The 18030-nt window shown below is 57.7% G+C and carries 15 protein-coding genes, 1 tRNA gene and 3 pseudogenes; 4 read left to right on the plus strand and 15 right to left on the minus strand.

The window, feature by feature from the left end:
• Positions 1-37: 37 nt before the first annotated feature.
• Positions 38-114: transfer RNA gene (locus AAAC48_RS01390), tRNA-Arg, on the minus strand.
• 77 nt (positions 115-191) lie between these two features.
• Positions 192-1361, minus strand: a complete 1170-nt coding sequence (locus tag AAAC48_RS01395) for a M20 aminoacylase family protein (RefSeq protein ID WP_340652458.1) — start codon at positions 1359-1361, stop codon at positions 192-194.
• A 160-nt stretch (positions 1362-1521) separates the two neighbouring features.
• On the opposite strand from AAAC48_RS01395, the gene AAAC48_RS01400 reads away from it, so the two are divergent.
• Complete coding sequence (locus tag AAAC48_RS01400; RefSeq protein WP_340652459.1) at positions 1522-2637, plus strand: D-alanyl-D-alanine carboxypeptidase family protein; 1116 nt, start codon at positions 1522-1524, stop codon at positions 2635-2637.
• Positions 2637-3776, plus strand: coding sequence for a GTP-binding protein (locus AAAC48_RS01405; protein WP_340652460.1), 1140 nt, complete (start codon positions 2637-2639; stop codon positions 3774-3776). Before AAAC48_RS01400 ends, AAAC48_RS01405 begins: the two co-directional genes overlap by 1 nt.
• Here AAAC48_RS01405 and AAAC48_RS01410 read toward each other — a convergent pair.
• The 4 genes from AAAC48_RS01410 to AAAC48_RS01425 form a co-directional block, all read right to left on the minus strand.
• Positions 3768-4001: a sulfurtransferase TusA family protein gene (locus AAAC48_RS01410; RefSeq protein ID WP_340652461.1), complete on the minus strand. Its 234-nt coding sequence runs from the start codon at positions 3999-4001 to the stop codon at positions 3768-3770. The genes AAAC48_RS01405 and AAAC48_RS01410 overlap by 9 nt on opposite strands.
• Positions 4002-4021: 20 nt before the next feature.
• Positions 4022-5290 carry a hypothetical protein gene (locus AAAC48_RS01415; RefSeq protein ID WP_340652462.1) on the minus strand — a complete coding sequence of 423 codons (1269 nt, stop codon included), beginning with the start codon at positions 5288-5290 and terminating at the stop codon, positions 4022-4024.
• 260 nt (positions 5291-5550) lie between these two features.
• Positions 5551-5826 (minus strand): HU family DNA-binding protein, encoded by a 276-nt coding sequence (locus tag AAAC48_RS01420; protein WP_099997835.1) that lies wholly within the window; start codon positions 5824-5826, stop codon positions 5551-5553.
• A 205-nt stretch (positions 5827-6031) separates the two neighbouring features.
• Complete coding sequence (locus tag AAAC48_RS01425) at positions 6032-6973, minus strand: LysR family transcriptional regulator (RefSeq protein ID WP_340652463.1); 942 nt, start codon at positions 6971-6973, stop codon at positions 6032-6034.
• Between the two features lie 166 nt (positions 6974-7139).
• Here AAAC48_RS01425 and AAAC48_RS01430 point away from each other — a divergent pair, with 166 nt between their 5' ends.
• A complete protein-coding gene (locus tag AAAC48_RS01430) occupies positions 7140-8093 on the plus strand; it encodes a ring-cleaving dioxygenase (protein WP_340652464.1) in 954 nt (317 codons plus the stop codon).
• A 40-nt stretch (positions 8094-8133) separates the two neighbouring features.
• On the opposite strand, the gene AAAC48_RS01435 is transcribed toward AAAC48_RS01430, so the two are convergent.
• From AAAC48_RS01435 to AAAC48_RS01460, 6 genes and pseudogenes are all read right to left on the minus strand, one after another.
• On the minus strand, positions 8134-9681 hold the full coding sequence (locus AAAC48_RS01435; protein ID WP_340652465.1) for a VOC family protein: 1548 nt from the start codon (positions 9679-9681) through the stop codon (positions 8134-8136).
• 221 nt (positions 9682-9902) lie between these two features.
• The gene (locus tag AAAC48_RS01440; protein WP_340652466.1) at positions 9903-10052 is read right to left on the minus strand and encodes a DUF1127 domain-containing protein; all 150 of its coding nucleotides are present in this window, start codon (positions 10050-10052) and stop codon (positions 9903-9905) included.
• A gap of 161 nt (positions 10053-10213) precedes the next feature.
• On the minus strand, positions 10214-10651 hold the full coding sequence (locus AAAC48_RS01445) for a low affinity iron permease family protein (RefSeq protein WP_340652467.1): 438 nt from the start codon (positions 10649-10651) through the stop codon (positions 10214-10216).
• A 91-nt stretch (positions 10652-10742) separates the two neighbouring features.
• Positions 10743-11073, minus strand: a pseudogene (locus AAAC48_RS01450) (short-chain dehydrogenase); the annotation flags it as partial.
• A 1-nt stretch (position 11074) separates the two neighbouring features.
• Positions 11075-11189 (minus strand): annotated as a pseudogene (locus AAAC48_RS01455) (cation transporter); the annotation flags it as partial.
• Between the two features lie 91 nt (positions 11190-11280).
• Positions 11281-12825 carry an acid phosphatase gene (locus AAAC48_RS01460; RefSeq protein ID WP_340652468.1) on the minus strand — a complete coding sequence of 515 codons (1545 nt, stop codon included), beginning with the start codon at positions 12823-12825 and terminating at the stop codon, positions 11281-11283.
• Positions 12826-13025: 200 nt separating this feature from the next.
• Here AAAC48_RS01460 and AAAC48_RS01465 point away from each other — a divergent pair, with 200 nt between their 5' ends.
• On the plus strand, positions 13026-14315 hold the full coding sequence (locus AAAC48_RS01465; RefSeq protein WP_340652469.1) for a cytochrome-c peroxidase: 1290 nt from the start codon (positions 13026-13028) through the stop codon (positions 14313-14315).
• A 178-nt stretch (positions 14316-14493) separates the two neighbouring features.
• Here AAAC48_RS01465 and AAAC48_RS01470 read toward each other — a convergent pair whose 3' ends face one another.
• The 3 genes and pseudogenes from AAAC48_RS01470 to AAAC48_RS01480 all read right to left on the minus strand — a co-directional run.
• The gene (locus tag AAAC48_RS01470; protein WP_340652470.1) at positions 14494-16671 is read right to left on the minus strand and encodes a xanthine dehydrogenase family protein molybdopterin-binding subunit; all 2178 of its coding nucleotides are present in this window, start codon (positions 16669-16671) and stop codon (positions 14494-14496) included.
• A 2-nt stretch (positions 16672-16673) separates the two neighbouring features.
• Complete coding sequence (locus tag AAAC48_RS01475) at positions 16674-17144, minus strand: (2Fe-2S)-binding protein (RefSeq protein WP_340652471.1); 471 nt, start codon at positions 17142-17144, stop codon at positions 16674-16676.
• A 428-nt stretch (positions 17145-17572) separates the two neighbouring features.
• Positions 17573-18030, minus strand: a pseudogene (locus tag AAAC48_RS01480) (epoxide hydrolase); the annotation flags it as partial.

The raw sequence follows: 18030 nt of genomic DNA on the forward strand, positions 1-18030 counted from the left end.
GTATTGAGGAAATTGACGCATAAGTTATTGAAAAAATTGGTGATCCCGACTGGATTCGAACCAGTGGCCTACAGATTAGGAATCTGTCGCTCTATCCTACTGAGCTACGGGACCATACGCCCTGACATACTGTTTTTCAGCGTTGACGCCAAGTCCGAAGATGCATCGAATTTCCAGCATTCTGATGACAATCACGACGTCGCTGGCAGAGATCTTTCTGCGAGACGCACCCAATAGCTGATACCGTGCGGGATCGCGTCGTCATTGAAATCATAGGCAGGATTGTGCAGCGAAGCACTTTCGCCGTTGCCGATAAAGATGAAGGCGCCGGGCCGTGCTTCGAGCATGTAGGAGAAATCCTCGCCGGCCATCATCGGCGCGACCTCTTCATTGACAGCACCAGTTCCGGCAATGCTGCGGGCCGTTTGTACGGCGAAATCGGTTTCGCGGTCATGGTTGAATGTCACTGGGTAGTTGCGGGTATAGTGGACATTTGCACTCGCGCCCAAGGCACCGGCGACGCCCTCCGCCACCTCGATCAGCCGCTTTTCAGCGAAATCGCGCATTTCAGGACGTAGGGTGCGCACGGTCCCGGCAAGTTCGGCCTTCTGCGGGATAATGTTGTGCGCGTCGCCCGCGTGAAACTGGGTGACGGAAAGAACAACGGAATCCAGCGGATCGGTGCCGCGTGAGACGATCGTCTGTAGGGCATTGACCAGCTGCGCACCGACGACGACCGGGTCGATAGTCCGGTGTGGCTGTGCCGCATGGCCGCCACGGCCTTCGACTGTGATCGTGAACTCGTCGGTCGCTGCCATGATTGGTCCCTTGCGAATAGCGAACTGACCGACGGGAAGACCGGGAATATTGTGCATGCCATACACCTTCGAGATGGAAAAGCGCTCCATCATCCCCTCCTTGACCATCTCGCGGCCTCCACCACCGCCTTCTTCCGCGGGCTGGAATATCACGGCAATGGAGCCCTTGAAATTGCGTGTTTCTGCCAGATACTGCGCTGCGCCCAAGAGCATTGCGGTGTGGCCGTCATGGCCGCAGGCATGCATCTTTCCGCCGGTCCGGGACGCCCATGGCTTGCCGGTTTTTTCGGTCAGCGGCAGCGCGTCCATATCCGAGCGCAGGCCAATTGTTGACCCTTCACCGTGGCGCCCGTTTATGATGCCGACCACGCCTGTCCGGCCAATGCCGGTTTCCACCACATCACAACCGAACTGGCGCAGCTTCTCGGCCACGAATCTGGCCGTCTGGTGCACATCGAACATCAATTCGGGGTTCTCATGAAGATGGCGCCGCCACTGCGAAACCTCATCCTGCATTTCGATCGCGCGATTGAGCAAAGGCATTCGAGAACAACTCCAATCCAAGTCTGACATTTCAGTGAACAGAATAAAGGTGTTTTGCCTTTTGCCTGCCACATGAGATAGATAAGGCCATTGCCGCCCGGCGTGAAGCGCGGCTTAATGCCTTTCCAGGTTCTTTATACAGACAGGTCGGATTTCAGGAATGCGGAAAACTGTAGCACTCTTTGTTTCGAGTTGCGTGGTATCGACCATTGCAGGTCTATCGACGGTACTTGCTGGCGCGAATATTACCGTTGACGCCGGTACTGGCGAAATCCTGTCACAGGAAGACCCTTTCCAGCGCTGGTATCCGGCTTCGACGACCAAGCTCATGACGGCCTACGTTGCATTCCGCATGCTTGAATCCGGTCAAGTTACACTGGATACACCAATCAGGATTACCGCCCTTGCCGCCAAACAGCCGCCGAGCAAGATGGGATACAAGGTCGGATCAGAACTGACCCTGGACAATGCCCTCAAGATCATGATGGTGAAGTCCGCCAATGACGTCGCCATGGCAGTGGGCGAGACGCTGGGCGGATCGTCGGACAAGTTTGCCGACCTCATGAATGCAGAAGCAAAGCGGATCGGCATGACTGGCTCGCATTTCGTCAATCCCAACGGACTTCATTCGGACGACCATTACACCACGGCGCGCGATATGGCAGTTCTGACGCTGCGACTGCGCCGTGAATTTCCGCAGTATGCGCATTACTTCGACATTGAAGCCATTGATTATGGTGGCAAGAAGCTCCAGCCGAATCTGAATGCCCTGATCGGACGGTTCCAGGGCGCCGACGGCATGAAGACCGGCTTTGTCTGTCCGTCCGGCTACAATCTGATTGGATCGGCAACTCGCGATGGCCGGACGATTATCACTGTCGTGTTCGGTGAGTTAAAGCTGACAACGCGTGCCACGAAGGCGGCTGAACTGCTTGCCAAGGGCTTTGAAACGCATGGAACCGGGGCAACAATCGACACACTGCAACCCTATGGCGCACCGACGCGCGACGTCGCGGTCAATATGCGGCCGAGTGTCTGTTCGAAGGATGTGATTGGATCTGATACTTGGGATGGCAAGGACCTTGAGGGACACATTGTTCAGGGGTCGCCCTATATGAACCGGATGGACCACGAACCGGCAGTGGAAAAAGTGGCACTGTTGCCCGCGAAGGTCAATTCGCTTGGCATGGAGCTGAACCGCATACCAGTTCCTATGCCGCGACCGGACCGTTCCTCGCTCACTGAGGCGAGCAATGCCACCAAGGCAGTAAACTAATGACTGCCCCCATCCCTGTTTCCGTGCTCACGGGCTTTCTGGGTTCGGGCAAGACGACGCTGCTCAATCGGCTTCTGAAAGACCCGGCGCTTGCCGATACGGCTGTCATCATCAATGAGTTTGGCGATGTTGGAATTGACCATCTGCTGGTGGAGAGCGCCAGCGAGGGCATCATCGAACTCTCCGATGGCTGCCTGTGCTGTACAGTGCGCGGCGAACTCGTCGATACGCTAGCCGATTTGATCGACCGACTGCAGACGGGCAAGTTGCAACGGCTGAAACGGGTGATCATCGAGACGACCGGCCTTGCTGACCCGGCGCCAGTTCTGCACGCCATCATGGGGCATCCGGTATTATTGCAGGCCTTTCGTGTCGATGGCGTTATCACCACCGTTGATGCTGTCAACGGCATGGCGACGCTCGATGCACACGAGGAGGCGGTGAAGCAGGCTGCTGTTGCCGACCGGATTGTCATCACCAAAACGGATCTACCGGAGGGTGCAAAAAGCCTTCCGGCCTTGCGATCACGCTTGTCCGCGCTCAATCCGGGAGCCGACCTGATCGACGTCGGTGATCAGAGGACCGGCTACGCGGCACTGTTTGATTGCGGGGTTTATAATCCGGAGACAAAGACGGTGGATGTGCAGAGGTGGCTGAAAGCCGAGGCCTATCGCGACCGCGATCGTGAACGCGGTGAAATCGATCATCACCATCACCATGGGCATGGAGATCACGATCACCATCACGACATCAACCGTCATGATGCGTCGATACGATCATTTTCGCTGAAGCACGACGCGCCGGTGCCCCTATCCAGCTTTGATATGTTCCTCGACCTGTTGCGTTCAGCGCATGGCGAGAAGTTGCTGCGGGTTAAAGGTATCGTACAGCTGGCGGACGATCCGGAACGGCCCTTGGTGATTCATGGCGTTCAACAAATCTTCCACCCGCCAGCACGGCTTGCTGGCTGGCCGGAGGGTGTGCGCGAAACGCGTCTGGTGATGATCGTCAAGGATCTGCCGGAGAGCTATGTCACACAGCTCTTCAACGCGTTTCTGGGACAGCCACAGATCGACACGCCGGACCGTACGGCGCTGTTCGACAACCCGCTAGCAATTTCTGGTGTGAAACTAGGCTGACCGCCCGCGCTCGATGTGAAAGCGATGACCACCGCCGACGCTGACCGTCTCTATCAGCCGGTGACCTTCCGTCAGGCAAAAGTTCGGCATGTCAATGACGGCGAGCGGGTCGCTCGTCTCAATCCATATCCGGCTTCCTGCAGCCATATTCAGGAGCTTCTTGCGTGTTTTTAGCACCGGTAACGGACAATTCAGGCCGCGAAGATCGTAGACTTCGGCATTCATAAGGTGTTCTCTTGTGGCGGCTAGTTTCCGATGATCTTCCACCAGGCCTTCTTGGCAGGCGCTGGCTGTACGGCGGCGGGTGCGGAGGTTGCCGGTGTCAAAGCGGCGGTGGTTTCCGGGGCCGATGTCGGCGCCTGAGTCATAGGCGCAGCAGAAGGGGCTGGCGTTGCGAGTGCCACAGGTGCCGGAGTAGTTAAAACCGTGTTCTTCGTCATGCGAGACCGCTTCGCGGCCTCCTTTTCTTCCCTGGCCTTGTCAGCTGCGACTGCGGAAGCTAGGCGAACCATGATTTGAGGTTTGGACGCTGCGTCCTTGTCCTGTGGTGAAAGGGATGGCGGTTCTTGAGTTACGCGTTCACCACGGGCTCGCCGCGCGCTCCAATCCGCAATGATCTTGGCCTCAGTGAGGCCCTGAATCGAGCGGCTCGGCGGCTGGATCTTGCCCTTGCCCACCATGGACGAAAAGGCCGTCTCATAACTGGTCTGATAGGACTGGTAGGCCATCTTCAACGATTCTGGCTGATCGGAAGGCGGGCATGTGCTTGTTGCGGCAATCGGTGCATTGGGATCAGAGGTGTGATTGAAGACGTATTTCTTCTCGCACACATCTACCTTCGGCGGCACCTTGGTGATCTCGAAGTGATCATAGCCTTCCTTCAGGTTCTTCCAGAAAGCGTAATTTGGATCATCGCGATAGCGCGCCATGTTGGCGGCGGTCATGCGGAACGGAAAAGCTTCAAGCTGGATCGATTCCTGGCCACCCTTGAAGGCGTCGCGCGCGAACGCATAGATCTGCGCAACCTGCGCATCGGTCATCGAATAGCAGCCCGAGGACGAGCAGGCGCCGTGCACCATCAGATTGGCGCCGGTGCGGCCAAGCGCGCGGTCGAGCCCATTGGGGAAGCCGGTGTTGAATGACAGGTAGTAGCTCGATTTCGGATTCATCTGTGCGGGGCGCACCGAATAGAAGCCTTCCGGCGCCTGCCTGTCACCCTCGATGAATTTTGGACCCAGCTTGCCCGACCATTTGCAGATCTGGTAGCTCGTGACCATGTCGTAACGGCCATTATCCTTGCGCTTCCAGACTTCAAGGACACTCTCTTCCTTGAAGATGCGGAACATGACCGGTGAAGTGGTGCTCATCCCCTTCGCCTTCATGCTCTTGACCAGCTTCTCCGGCAGCTGCGTGCCCGCTCCATTTGGGGAAAGATCTTCGAGCGACGAACCCTGGCACCCGGCCAGAAACAGGGTGAGCATCAATGGCGCAAGAATATGTGTTGGTATTTTCATGCAGCTATTACCGGTTTGCCAGTCTCATTCGCCAAGGTCCAAATCGCGCGGATTTGGTACCCGCAAGATCATAAATGCATCCGCTATAGTTGATAAAGCCTTACCGCACTTGCGCAAATTGCTCAATCACGCAAACGTCACCTGCAACAAAGACAGGGCGGATTTATGGCAAGTGCCGCCAAAAAGACGATGTTGTGACAGCGCACCAATAAAAAAGGCGGTGCATTGCACCGCCCTTTTGAAATTCACAATGAGCGGAATTAGCCGTTCAGCGCGTCCTTCAGAGCCTTTGCAGGCTGGAAGGCAACCTTCTTCGAAGCGGCGATTTTGATCGTTGCGCCGGTTGCAGGGTTACGGCCTTCGCGAGCGGCGCGCGACTGTACCTTGAACTTGCCGAAGCCTGGCAGCGATACTTCATCGCCAGCTACAACGGAATCGGTGATACCTTTAAGAACGCTGTCAACAATCGCCTTGGACTGAACTTTTGTAAGACCCTGATCAGCAACGAGCTTCTCGATAAGATCGGACGTATTCATGTTGGCGGTTTCCTCAGTATATTCGTTGATCGGAGGCGTCTGTATGGCACGCGTTTCCCGCCCTGTCATCAGTGATAGCGCCCAAAATGCTGGTTTATACCCAGTGTTTACAGGGTTTTTTGCAAATCCGGCTATGAATGTCTGTCCGACGCTCCGATAGCGGGCACCAATGGGCACAAGTGATTCGGGTTGGCGGGGGCCGGAATCACGCCGGGTCTGGCCCAAGAATCCCTGTCATCTGCCAGATTGGCGGGTCGCCGATGTGGCGTACGAGATGGTCGACGAAGGCCCGCACCTTTGCCGAAACATGCCGTGTGGGCGGGTACACTGCGTAGATCCTGTACGGCAGTGGCTGCACCTCGGGCAGCACCGCAATGAGCGTGCCGGCGCGCAATGCCTCGGCGGCAATAAACATGGGAAGCAGGACCAGTCCAAGACCGGCGATGGCCATATCGCGCATCGCCTCGCCATTATTGGCCACGATGCGGCCGCGCATTGCTACCGAGATCGGTTCTGAAGGCGCGACTGGGTTCTCGAATTGCCACAACTGACTGGTGTTGACGTTTGAATAATCGATGCAAGCAAAGGAACCCAATTCCTCGAGGTTCTTTGGCAGGCCGTTTGCTGTGGCAAAATCCGGACTGCAGCAAATGACGCGCGCATCCGTGCAGAGTTTACGGGCGATCAGGGTTGAATCCCTCAAGATGCCAATGCGGATACCCACATCATAACCGCCGCGCATAAGGTCGACCATGCGGTCCTCGAACTCGACCGCGATCTCCAGATCAGGATATTGGCGGGCGAAATCGGCGATCATCCGCCCGAGATAGAGGGTACCGAATGTCATTGGGGCAGCAATGCGCAGGCTACCGCGAATGGCGCTATTCCGTTCGCCAACCTTATCGGCCGCATCGATGATCTCGCGCACCAGCGGCCTGATACGCTCAACGAAATCCAGTGCGTTGTCGGAGGCAAGCAATTTTCGGGGTGAGCGCTGAAACAATTCTATGCCAAGGGCGCCTTCCAGATCGGAGATGCGTTTACTGACGACGGATTTAGACAAGTTAAGTCGCGCGGCTGTTGCAGTGATGCTGCCAGTTTCCATTACATCAAGAAAAGTGAGAAGATCGTCGAAGCGCCATTTCATGGTTTCATTATAAGGAACCTAGTGGCTGTTTGGAAGGCGCTTGGGTGTGCATTGTTCGTTTTGATCGAACATGGGTTCCAGAGAACCACTCTTTATGAACAGAGCTGTAGCGCAGATATTCACCCCAACGGCGATCCAGCCGCAACGAACCAATCAGGAGGCTTCGATGACCTTACAACTAACAGGCATTCATCACCTGACTGCCATCACGGCGAATGCACCGGAAAACCTGCGCTTCTATACCCAGACGCTTGGCTTGCGACTGGTCAAGAAGACCGTCAATCAGGATGATACAAGCGCCTACCATCTGTTTTATGCGGACGGCGAGGCCACACCCGGTACGGATCTGACGTTTTTCGACTGGCCCCTGGGGCCCGAGCGTCGCGGCACCCATAGTATTTCGCGCACCGGTTTGCGCGTAGGCAGCAGAGCAAGCCTTGACTGGTGGAAAGCGCGCTTTGCCGAACTTGGCGTGAAGTCCGGCGAGGTCGGCGATGCCGGTGGCTATGAATCACTTGATTTTGAAGACGCGGAAGGACAGCGGTTCCGCTTAATCAATGATGGCGGTGCTGGCGCGTCGCACCCATGGGACAAGAGCCCGGTTCCCGCCGAGCACCAGATCCGCGGCCTTGGACCGATCACGATAAGCGTCCCGGACATTACCAATACGGAAGCGATTCTCCTTCAGGTGATGAACATGCGTCAGGTCAACACCTATCCGTCTCCCGATGGGATTGGCCACGTTCATGTGTTCGCCATGGGGGAAGGCGGGCCAGCGGCCGAATTGCACGTGGCAGTTCAGCCGGACCTTCCTGCTGCAAGGCAAGGCGCCGGAGCCGTGCATCATGTGGCATTTCGGGCCCCGGATGTGCAGCAACTGCATGAATGGACCGAGCGGCTGAAGGGTTTCCGAATGCCTTCGAGCGGTGAGGTCGAGCGTTACTACTTCCGGTCGCTCTATTTCCGCGAACCAAATGGCATCTTGTTTGAAATTGCGACGGACGGTCCTGGCTTTACAGTCGATGAACCACTGGAGACGCTGGGCGAAGGCCTGTCACTGCCGCCCTTCCTTGAAGGCAAGCGTGCTTCGATTGAAGCGGGGCTCAAGCCGCTCGTTTAAACACTGAAAGAACAGGCCGGATCATTTCCGGCCTGTTTCGCTATGAGGTCAGCCATTGCCGAACCGCCTCAATATCGTGTGATCCGGTTTCATGACCGGCCGATATACTTTTGGTCGTAATGTCGGCGCCGGCACTGCGTAGTTCTGCTTCCAGCGCCGGCGCGTGAGCTCCAAACAGATCGTGATCACCCGTGACGGCAAGAATTCGCGCTCCGTTCAGGTCAGCTTCCGGCGTTTCCTGTAAGACCTTCGTCGCCCGCAACAGCACGGCATTGCCGACAAGACCCGGATGCAGCTGCATCATCGCGGCGAGCAGGTTCGCGCCATTGGAGTAACCGAGAAATATCGTCTTCTGAAGATCGAGACCATATGCTTCGACCGCACCTTCGATAAAAGCGGCGAGCGCTTCGGCTTCGGAGCGAATGTCCTTCTGGTCAAAGCTGAGTGGCCCGAACCGTCGGAACCAACGGGCTGATCCCTCTTCATTGCTACGGCCACGCAGCCCGATCAGGGTTGCGTTGGGCGCCGCCTTGGCAGCAAGGGGCATGAGGCTGGCTTCATTACCGCCGGTTCCATGCAGGAGAACAAGTACTTGGCCGTCCGGATGATCCGGCGTGTAGACCCGGTGAGTGAACGGAAGCTCGCGATAGATGAAGCGCTCTTCCTTCGGTAGGCCGAATTGCGGCAGCATTACCTTCAGGTTTTCCGCATCCTCGGCAAAGTGCGGAGGGATGAACAATCTGGAGCCGAGAGTATCCGGCTTCTCGTCGATCAACATTCCCGGGCCGTCCGTCGCCATTTCGAACAGTGTGCCGCCGGGCTCTCGCACATATATGGAGTGAAAATATTTGCGGTCGTGCATCGCTGTGGCATCCGCACCATTCGCGATCAACCGTTCGTAAGTCGTGGTTACTTCGGGGATGTCCGAAGCGCGGAAGGCGATGTGGTCGATCGTTCCGGTTCCGGGAGCAGAACTCCAAAAGCCCGTCGCATTTCGAACATCGATACAATCGCCGGACGCCGAGACCATTCTTGTAATCGTCTCGCTATGATCGCTCGCAGTGTAAGAGAAATAATTCTCCAGGAATGCCCGCGTTTCCTGGGGCTTTTCGGTAAGGATCGTAGCACCTCTGATCCGATGGATCGCATCGGCAACGGGGATTCCATCACCAGCCCGGAGGTCTCCGGCAGCGACACTTTCAGAGCCAACAAGTTTCACGATGACACCGTCAGGATCGAAGAGACGCAAAACAGGTTCGCCGAATTCCTGAGTTGGTCCTGAAAGAGCAATGTTGAATTGCAAGGCGCGGGTCAGCCAAAAACCTATGCTTTCCGGTGCGATGGCCAGCGCAATCTCACTCGGCTGCCCGTAGCCAACACGCCCGGGGGAGCCGTCTTCCCAGACAAGAAAAGTTATCAACGATCCAGGCGTACCTGTCGCATCGGCGTACAAAAGATGAAGCTGAGTCGCATCCTCATAACCACCAGTTCGCTTGACGAGATGCAGTCCAAGGAAGCCGACGTAGAAGTCTACATTCGCCTGCACCTTGCGTGTGATCAGCGTGATGTGATGGATACCGCCGGCCATGGATGCCTCCCGTCTATCGGTTCTCGACTGTTACGAGGAAAGGGAGAGGGGTGCAATGGTGCAGTGGGGTGCGCGGCTACGCTATCGCCCAAAAAACAACACCCACCGCGGGCGGAGGTGCGGTGGGTGCTATTTGTAAAGACCGGCTGGGAGGAGGAGTGCCGGTCTTTATACGTCCGTGGCTTGGGAGGAGGAGCGCCCCGGACGTGAATTAAATTCGATTACTGAGCCGAAGCGGCTTTCTTCGCAACGAAAGAGATATCGCCGCGGGAGATGCCGAGGTCATTCAGTTCACGTGCAGTCAGGCGGCTGAGTTCCGTGACGGTGTCACGATAGCGGCGCCAGTTATTGTAAGAGCGGATCAGATTCATTTCACTCACCTATAAGTTCTTGTTTGTTGGATCATTTTTCGATCGTGAGCTGGATATAGTGAACGGCACGCGAAACTTGCAGTGACAGTTTTGCATAGCTGCTTTGCAACGAATTGGGGGGTCAATCAGGCGGAATCTGGGCGTTCAAACTAATGCCACAATCAGGTCCGCGCTTTCGCCTTCGACGTTCTGGAGGAAGGGCGCTGCTGTGTCTGCTTTACGGCCTGTTCGGCCAGCTCCCGGTCGGACTTCCTGGCGGCTGCTTCGCATTGCCTGCGGAATTTTTCCACTTCTTCCTCAGTCAAGTGCTCAATGCCAATGAACGCATTTTTCGCCTTGGTAACGCGCACGAGCTCGTCGAGCTTTGCCTGAATCGCTATGCTATCGCGATTTTGGGTGTTCTGAATGAGGAAGACCATCAGAAAGGTGACTATCGTGGTGCCGGTATTGATGATGAGTTGCCAGGTGTCAGAAAAGCCGAAAAGCGGCCCGCTAACAGCCCATACCACGATAATGATGCAACATAGTATGAAGGCGATGGGTTTCCCCGCTGCAATTGCGACTTGATTGGCAATGCGTGTAAACAATTTGCTGAACACAGTCTGCTCCGATAGAGAGCCGGCGCCCTGGCGCCAGCTATCGATAACAGCGCAATGATTGAAATTGTTCCATCGCATTCAGGCGCGGAAATTATCGATAGCCGGTGGCGTCGGCCGGTTTTCCGGCATCCTGTACTTCTGGTACGTATCTCCAGGCGTCGGGGCGGGAGCCATCGATATCGGTAAAGCCGTAGATCTGAGCCAATCCGCCGCTCGAAAACGACTGACCATTCCATCGCGAACGGTCCGGATCTGCCGCAAGCGCTACCACGGCGCGCCCGACTAATCTCGGAGTTTCGGAGATCACAAAGCGCGGTATCCTCGCCGTCGCATCGCGCCAGTTTTCCTCCGTCACGCCAAACGCCTCAAGCACCATTTCAGAAACACAGCCATCCCGGCGTCAGACAGACCGAGGTGGCGCCCACGCGGCGCGTCGGCGTTCATCGCGGCGATCTCCAGTCCAACGATCAGGTCGGGCCATGCAGAACGATGCACAAACCAGTCCGGCGAGGATGATTGCAATGTTGGCAAGCGTGTCACCATCGTGAGCAAAAGGCACTTGCTTCCAACGACTGCCACGCACAAATGGCACCTTCGTCCCAAATCTATTTCAAGACGTCCTTTGAGTCTTAGCGATTAAGGTCGAGAGCGGCGCTCAGATCACCCATGGGTGGTTGATCGTTGTTGCGGAGCGCCTTGTCACGGGCAACGAGACCAGGCAGGACGGGGAGGTCAAAGCGTGCCGTGATGAAGCGCAGGATTGAGGTGGTGTCGTATTGGGTGTGATCGACAGTGCCCATCTTGGCGAACGGCGAGATAATGAATGTCGGGACGCGATTGCCGGGTCCCCAGCGGTCGGCCTTCGGTGGCGCTAGATGATCCCAGAATCCTCCGTTCTCGTCATAGGTGACAACGAGGAGCATGTGCGCCCATTGCGGGCTTTTCTCGAGATGGGAAACGATGTCGGCAAGGTGCTGGTCGCCACTCGAAATATCGGCATAGCCACCGTGTTCGTTGAGGTTGCCTTGCGGCTTGTAGAAAGTCACGGGGGGCAGCTTGCCATCGTCGATGTCCTTGATGAAGGCGGCTCCGTCCATGCCGCCGTCCTTTAGATGTTCGGCTCGCGCCGGTGTGCCGGGCGCATAGGCGGCAAAGTAGTTAAATGGCTGGTGATGGAACTGGAAATTCGGTACCGGCTTGGCATTCTTGCCGTCGAGCGCTGCCTGCCACGCCCCGGCGTACCAAGCCCAATTTATTCCCTTCAGTGACAGGAGGTCGCCGATGGTGATGTCGTGCTGTGGCGGCAACGTCGTCGCCACCGACAGGTCGGCTAGTGCAGTGTCCTGACCTGCTGCAGGTGGATTCGCGCTCGGCTGATAAGGTGGCTGCATTGTGTTGACGGCGTGGAAGTCGGGCGTGATGGCCCCGTCATTTACAAATTTCGGCGCGCCGCCAAGTGCCGAGGCCGGAGAATTTTCGGCGACCTTGAGCGTGATGCCATCTGCCTCGACGGCAGCGATCTGGCCCTTCACCGGGCTTGTGTCCGCATGCGGATAGATCGGGACGCAAGCGCAGACCAGCTGGAAATGGTTGAGGAACGAACCACCGAACGCTGCTTGAAAGAAATTGTCCGCAAGCACATATCTTTTGGCTACCTGCCACATGGACAGGACCGAGCCGTCATAGTGGCCCATGACGAGACTACCCGAATCGGCCCAGGCGACGAATTTGTCGTTCTTGCCACCATCGATCTGCATTTGCTCCTGGTAGAAGCGATGCCAAAGGTCGCGGGTGATCACGGAGGGCGCCTCGTTAAAGCCCTTTGGATCGTCGATCGCGAAGGGCGCATTCGCCAGATGCGCCGATTGGGCCTCGGTGATCGCCGGCGTTACCCCCTTGGCGGTAAGCCCGTCCCAGGCCGGTGGCAGCTCGGAAAGAGGCTGGCCATCGCGGTCGAGTTGGGTCGCCTGACCGGCCGACACATTGGACAGCCCATTGGCGCCCGGAAAACCGCCATAAAGGTTATCGAAGCTGCGATTCTCGGCATAGATGACTACGACAGTATCGATCTTGTCATAGGAGGCCGGCGCGGCTTGGGCGGTCGCAGCCAGGGCGAGCAGTGTTGCTGCTGAACTGGAAAGAACGAGGGAAGAGAGCAGCAAGCGCTTCGACATAGTCGGAAACCTCATGGCTGGAAATTTGGCAAAGGATGATCGATCACCTGGGAGGTCGGGCGACGGGCGACCACAAGTCTATGCCGATCGTAATCCCGGGTCTTATCAGCTTTGTGACACGCGCGGGCTGCTCACGGAAAATTGTCATCAAACCGTAGCAATCCACACCTAATGGTGCGCAGAATTCGGACTGATCTGCGATGGCAGCTGCAAGGTGGAAATTCCGTTCTGGTGTGATGGCGATGGTTGCGGCCTCAATGCTTGGCCTTGCCGGGATTCTCCTCAGGACGGCCGTGGCGGCTGAACAAAGCGGCGTGCATCCAGGGCCGATGTCGCGCGCCGAGGCTTATGTCAGGGCCGCTGCGTTGACCGAGCTGGGCCGCAAGATGTTCTTCGACCCTTCATTGTCGGCCTCGGGCAAGCAAGCTTGTGCTTCCTGTCACGATCCGCATCATGCCTTTGGCCCCGCTTCGGTATCTCCGATCGAAACAGGAGGCCAGCAGATGGATCAGCCGGGATTACGCGCCGTTCCTTCGTTGCGTTGTCTTCAAGCAGTGCCGGCTTTCACGCAGCACTATTATGATTCCGAAGATGAAGGCGACGAGAGCGTCGACAACGGGCCTACAGGCGGCTTGACCTGGGACGGGCGTGTCGATCACGGGCAGGACCAGGCAAAGATTCCCTTGCTTTCGCCTTTTGAAATGGCCAACGAGAGTCCAGACGACGTCGTGGCAGCTCTGCAAAAGGGGGCCTACGCGGAGGAATTCAAGGCCGCGTTAGGGGCCACGGTTTTCGACAATCGGACGGAGGCGTTCAATGCCGCTGTCGAAGCGCTCGGTACTTTCGAACAAAGCAGCTCCGATTTCTATCCCTATTCCAGCCGCTATGACGCTTTCCTGGCGGGCAAGGCAACGCTGACTGCACAGGAATTACATGGTCGCGCGCTGTTCGAAGATCCAATGAAGGGCAATTGCTCGAGCTGCCATCTGAGCGAGCCAGCCAATGATGGCGAGCCGCCTCAGTTTTCCGATTTCGGATTCATTGGTCTCGGCGTACCCCGCAATCCCACCATACCTGCCAATGCCGATCCGAACTATTTCGATCTTGGTCTTTGCGGTCCGCAACGCAGTGACCTAAAGGGGCGGACGGACTATTGCGGTCTCTTCCGCACGCCGACGTTGCGCAACGTCGCACTACGGCACAGCTTCTTCCACAACGGCTACTTTCATTCGCTGCGCGACGCAGTCACTTTCTATGCCACGCGTGACACCGATCCTGGCCGCTGGTATCCGAAGAACCCCGACGGCACTATCCGTCAAAATGACGACCTGCCAAAAGCCTATTGGGCAAATCAGAACCAGGATCCGCCGTTCGGCAAAAGGCCCGGCGACAGGCCGGCTCTGACCGATCCGGAGATCGACGCTATTGTCGCCTTTCTTGGTACGCTCACCGACGCGGACCAACACGCCGATACGATTCCAAGACGCTGATTGTGCAAGGTGACGGGAGACGAAGCTTTGGTCTCGGCTGTAGCGGTTGAAGCCCATAATCATGGCCGGCAAACTCACGGCGAGATGCCATGCTGTAGCCACGGCGCTCATCAGGCCGTATATCGCACTGCACTTGTATTGCGCGCCGTGTTTTTCTCACATCGATTGTCGCGGCGCCTCACGCGGGCTGCTTCAGTACGCTTGCATCGGCGGGCATCTTGCGCAGGCGCTTCCCGGTGGCAGCAAATATCGCGTTGGCAATGGCGGGAACGATTGCCGATGTCCCCGTCTCGCCCATTCCGCCCGGCTGTTCGGTGCTCTTTACAATATGAACCTCGATGGCCGGCGCCTCGTTCATTCGAAGCATTTGATACGTGTCGAAGTTAGTCTGTTCGATGCGGCCGTTCTTGAGCGTAATCTCGCCATAGAGCGCGGCCGTGGCGCCAAAGATGATGCCGCTCTGGATCTGTGCCTGCACGGTGTTGGGATTGACGGCGGTGCCACAGTCGATCGCGCACACGACGCGTCGAAGGTGGACGGTACCATCTTTCGAGACTTCGACCTCGGCGACCTGCGCCATATAACTGCCGAACACGGATTGCAGCGAAACGCCGCGGCCACTTCCCTTAGGCAAGGACTGTCCCCAGTCGGCTTTTTCCGCCGCAAGGTCGAGAACGGCCTTGGCGCGGGGCGAATTGTCAAGGAGCGCTCGCCTATAGGCAACCGCATCCTGCTTCGCCGCCGCCGCCAATTCGTCGATGAAGCTTTCAGTTACGAAAACATTGTGCGACGGGCCGACGCTGCGCCAGAACGCTGTCGGAATCCCCGGAGGCTCCACGCGCACATATTCGACGTGGAAGTTCGGCAGGTCGTAGAGCAAATCGATCGCGCCTTCGGTTGAGTCGGTGTCGAGCCCATTCTTGAAGAACGGCGGCAGCCATCGCGCGATCACGGAAGAGCCGGCGAAACGATTCTTCCAGGCGACCGGCTTGCCTTGATCATCCAGTCCCGCTGAAATTCGGTCGAACCAATAAGGCCGATACATGTCGTGCTGGATGTCTTCCTCACGGGTCCACACGACCTTCACAGGACCACCGACATGCTTGGCGATCTCAACGGCGCGGACCGCGCCATCCGCCTCGAGCCGCCTGCCGAAGCCGCCGCCGATCAGATGATTGTGGACGATGACCTTGTCCGTCGGCAGGCCCGCGGCTTCCGCCGCCATCGCCTGGATACGCGCGACCGCCTGGCTGCCGATCCAGATCTCGCACTCGTCCTTGCGGAAATGCACGGTGCAATTCATCGGCTCCATCGTGGCGTGTGCCAGGAACGGAACCTGATAAGTCGCCTCGACCTTGGTGACGGCGCCTTCCATGGCTTTGTCGGCGTCGCCGATGTTCTGCGCGAGCGCACCTGCGCCCAGCGTCGCCTGTTCGAGCTCGCGCGCGATCTCTTCGGTAGCGAGCGTGGCATGTGGACCGTCGTCCCATTCGATTTTGAGCGCTTCCAAGCCTTTCTTCGCAGCTCCCATATGATCAGCCACGACCGCAACAGTATCGTCGAGCTGGACGATCTGGCGCACACCTTTAACGGCCATGGTAGCCGTACCATCAAGACTTTTCAGGCGCCCGCCGAACGCAGGCGACTGTGCAAGGGTTGCGACCTTCACGCCCGGCGGCCTGGCGTCGATGCCATAGACCGCGGTTCCGTTGACCTTTGCGGGCGCATCGAGCCGCTTCGCGGGCGTGCCGATCAGCTTGAAATCATCCGGTGATTTCAGCGTGACGTTTTGCGGAACGGGCATGTTTACGGCCTCGCCAGCCAGCTCGCCATATTTCGGCCGCCGCCCGGACGCCGTGTGGATCACCTCGCCATCTTGTGCCCGGCAAGCGTTCGGATCGACACCCCACTGCTTGGCTGCTGCAGCAACCAGCATCATCCTCGCGGTTGCCCCAGCCTCCCGAAGCGGCTTCCATGCGCCGCGCATTGCGTTCGAATTGCCGGTCGCCTGCACCCCTAGCAGTGGATTGGCGTAGAGTTTTTCGTTCGGGGGAGCATGTTCCAGACGAACCTGTGTCAAGCCCACTTCGAGCTCTTCGGCGATCAGCATCGGGATCGCGGTGTAGGTGCCTTGCCCCATCTCGACATAGGGCATGGTCAGCACGATCTGCCCGTCGCTACCAATGCGGATGAAGGCATTCGGTGCAAAGCCATCGGAATGCGCGGCTTCGCTTCGGCCGAATGGCAAGCCCAGGCTCAGCATCAGTCCGCCGCCCACGGCAGCACTGGCGGCCAGGAAGTTGCGCCGGGAGAGATGGGTATCCGCGGTGCGAGAAGCGATACGATCTAGGTGCATGGTCAGCCTCCCTTTCCGTTCGATTGCGCCGCTAGCTTGATCGCCTCGCGGATGCGGACATAGGTCCCGCACCGACAGATGTTGCCACTCATCGCATCGTCGATATCGGCGTCGGTAGGATGCGGATTGCTTGCGAGCAGCGCCGATGCCGACATGATCTGGCCGGACTGGCAGTAGCCGCACTGGACGACCTCATGGTCAAGCCAGGCTTTCTGAATCGTGGCGCCGACGGCCGTTGTGCCGATTGCCTCGATCGTTGTGATCTGGGATTTGCCGATGCTGTCGATCGTCGTGATGCAGGAACGGGTGGCGACGCCATCGACATGCACGGTGCAAGCTCCGCATAGCGCCATGCCGCAACCGAACTTCGTTCCGGTCATCCCGAGCACGTCGCGCAGAACCCAGAGCAGCGGGGTATCGCCATCGACATCGACGCTGTGCGCGCTGCCATTGACGTTGATATTGAAGGCCATGACGCATTCTCCTTTCTGCCGCTATGTGACAGCGGGCGATGGAACTCGTGTTGCATGCCAGTAAAGTATTTAAACGCGGTGTGTCCCGCGCAAGCTGCTCCAATATAACAGTATTGGCGCCAACACCCCGACAACTAGTGCCCATCCATAAACAGCAAGTTACTGAGTGGGAGGCGTCAAATCGAACCGCATTTCGAATACGTCACGCATTGTACATCTCCTTACCGTTCCAGCATGCCGATCAACGGGCCCCGTTGCACCCTGGCACATGCTGCAGCGCTGCCCGCGACGGCTGCACCCGCCAATTCAGCCGGGGCCGGGATCACACGCGGCGTTCGGACGACACATAAGGGCATCATGGCGTTGTTCCTTACACGATTGCCGGCATTGACTTGGACGGCGCCACTTGGCACCGTCCAAGGTCGATCTCAACGCAGCGGCTTGAACGCTGCCCGGAGTTCTGTGGTGAACAGCGCCGGCTGTTCCCACGCGGCGAAGTGGCCGCCTTTGTCGAGCTTGTTGTAATAGATCAGTTTAGGATATGCCCGCTCTGTCCAACTCCGGGGAGCTTGGTAGAGCTCGTCAGGAAAGGCGCTCACGGCAACAGGGATCATGACGTGCTTCGGGGCGAAAAAGGCGAGCTTGCTTTCCCAATAAAGTCGAGCCGAAGAGACCCCCGTGTTCGTCAACCAGTAGAGCGTGATGTTGTCGACGATGTCATCTCGCGTAAGGCCTTCAGGTTGACCGTCAAGGACGCGCGCGATGAGCGCATAACTGCGCGCGTCGTGGTCGAGCATCCAGGCGGCGAGGCCGACAGGCGAATCCTCGATCGCGTACAGCGTCTGCGGGCGATTCCCCATCTCCTGGGCGTAGGCCAGGCCGTGCT

The sequence above is a fragment of the Phyllobacterium sp. genome (assembly GCF_037994405.1).
Taxonomy (GTDB): Bacteria; Pseudomonadota; Alphaproteobacteria; order Rhizobiales; family Rhizobiaceae; genus Phyllobacterium.